Origin of the sequence: Actinacidiphila acidipaludis (assembly GCF_019890725.1) — a bacterium.
Lineage (GTDB): Bacteria > Actinomycetota > Actinomycetes > Streptomycetales > Streptomycetaceae > Actinacidiphila > Actinacidiphila acidipaludis.
Genome location: NZ_JAINZZ010000142.1, coordinates 1 through 1005 on the forward strand (window position 1 = coordinate 1; position 1005 = coordinate 1005).

1 protein-coding gene is annotated in these 1005 nt (G+C 67.8%); it reads right to left on the minus strand.

Going from position 1 to position 1005, the window contains the following annotated elements:
- Positions 1 to 450: 450 nt before the first annotated feature.
- Entirely contained in the window at positions 451 to 855 is a 405-nt protein-coding gene (locus K7862_RS37045; protein WP_262414387.1) for an ankyrin repeat domain-containing protein, read from the minus strand.
- Between the last annotated feature and the right edge of the window lie 150 nt (positions 856 to 1005).

Here is a 1005-nt window from a genome sequence, read left to right on the forward strand (position 1 = left end):
GTTTCTCTACCTCATCAAGCTCCCGGCGTCGCTGGCGCTCCGCCGGGCGCGCGTCCGGCGCCCGGCCGCGCCGTCGCTCATGTCTCCGCCCCGCTCGGCACGGCCGACGCCGCGCGCGCCCACGAGGGGGGAAGCCGATGGCATGAGGCGAGACCGCACAGACCGGTCAAAGAGATGCCTCCGGCGGGGGCGCTCCGGCTCCGAGATGGACCAGGCCCGGCCGGCGCCAGCGGGATCGTCGTGGGAGGGGTGCGGGAGCTCCCATCCCACCTGCCATCGACCCGGGCAAGCCGAGCAGACGCGGCCCCTGGCGTCCAGGTCGTTCGTACAGTGGCGCGCTCCACCTGGACGCCAGGAACCACGCCCGCTCCACATACGTGCGGGCCGACGGCAGACGGGATGGGAAACCGGGAGTGTGGCGGTCGAAATGGGTGCTGTGGCCCGCGTGGACTACGGCACGGTACGGGACGGCTTTGCCGGGGGAAGGGTTGGACATGGATCGGGGAGCACCGCGCCGCGAGCACGCGCGATGTGTGCTTCGATCAGCCGAACTGCAGGTCCGTGGCCGTAGTGAAAGGCGTACAGCCGAGGGATCTCTCCCCGCGGCCCGCAGCGCTCCGGATCAGCACCGTAGGCCAGCAGCACCGCCGTGCTTGCGGCATCCAGCGGCTCGTTGTTCTGGCATGCCCCGTCTGCTTCGATATCGATCGCGTGCAACAGCAGAGTCATGTTGTTCCACACTTCATTTGGATCGACACCAGTGTTGAGCAACCGGGTCAGCTCGGCGATGTCCCCGTTCACGAGTGCTTCGTGGGCTGGCGTAATCGGCTCGTAGGCACCATGGTGGTCCGTCATCTCGTCTCCCAGGCAGCTTGAGCCGACGCGTCGTACAGCAGCCGAGTACAGCAACCCCACTGAACGCGGTCAACCGGATTCGACCCTCGCCACTTCGCCGAGCAGTACGGATGACCTCAGCGACCGTCACGCACATAGTTCGCATCGAGG